The 1,283-nt window shown below is 59.2% G+C and carries 1 protein-coding gene; it reads left to right on the top strand.

Translation table 11 applies throughout. The features are described 5' to 3' along the window. Window positions 1–1,283 (top strand): FG-GAP repeat domain-containing protein (locus ABK249_RS33755; RefSeq protein WP_348864919.1); only part of this gene is annotated, 1,283 nt, incomplete at both ends.

Here is a 1,283-nt window from a genome sequence, read left to right on the forward strand (position 1 = left end):
TCGTCAAGGTCGACCGTTACGGCAAGGATGCCACTGTCGCCGCGGACGGCACCATCACCGGCACCACCGTCAAAACCATCCGGCAGATGACCTACGACAACCTGGCGTACAGCTATGCCGCCAAGCCTGGGGCAACGGGTGGGCAGGTAAAATTCACCCCAAACTCCGCTTCGCCTGTCCAAATGAGCGCTGGTGACTTCAATTCCGACGGAAAGGACGAACTTTACGGCTGGCTTGCCAATACGTCCCGGTGCTGGGAGATGGTCTGCGACGAGCAATATCTTAGTCGCAACCGTTCCTGGCGCTATGTCAGGTTCAACAATGACGGTACGGTGGCCGGTACCTTTGTTCCAGAAGGGGAGTGGACGAACCAGGCCGATCCCGGTTCCCTGGAGATCAAGATCGTCGGAGGACGGTTTGTAGCCGGCAGGCCAAGAGACACCGCATTCAAGTTCAAATGGCGCTTTACGTGGGGCACCAGCGATTCTCAGATCACCGAGAAGCATACGGAATATCGCGTCGGCCGGCTGGACCAGAACCTCAACATGAGCCTGACAGCCTGCTCGAGCACCTATTCTGCAGTCTGCGCTGCAGTGGATCAGAATGGGGCGATTCTGGATCACGATGGTGACGGGCTGGATAAAGTCATCGATTTCGGCAAGTCGCTCGTCGGCGCACCAGACTTCGCGGGCAACGGCCTCCAAGGAGTGCTGACCCGGGAGAGCAATGCGGTCGCCTATCGTTTCGCGAACGGCGCCTGGGCGACATCCAGTACCGGCGTCAATTGCGGCAGCTATCGCTGTGTCGTTGGGGACCTGAATGGAGACGGGGCCCCTGATATCTTGCGCTTTTATGGAGAGCCCGGCACCAACTATTCACTCGTCGTCTACCTGTCGACCGGCAAGTCGTTTGTGCAGGTGGCAAGTGGCGAGATCCCCGGATCTCCGGCGCTTCTGGACGTCGACAGCGATGGTCGTGTCGAGATACTCGCACCGAAGAGCACGGGCCAGAATATCGCCCTTCCGACCCGTAAACCTTGGCGCCTCAATTTTACGGCGAGCGGGGCGCAATGGCGGCTAGACGAAAAAGACTTCGACCAGACCATTGCCTTTGGCGACTTCAACGGCGACGGCTTGCCGGACGTAGTGAGCGGAACCGGTAGCACCTATGTCTCCAACCCCGGCGCCGGCAATCCGAATCTTCTCCGCACGGTGAAGTTCGAGACGGGCGGTTCGGTTGCGGTTGACTACACGCCGTCGACGCGCTGGACGAACGTTTACATG

This window comes from Neorhizobium phenanthreniclasticum (genome assembly GCF_040066075.1).
GTDB lineage: Bacteria > Pseudomonadota > Alphaproteobacteria > Rhizobiales > Rhizobiaceae > Neorhizobium > Neorhizobium petrolearium.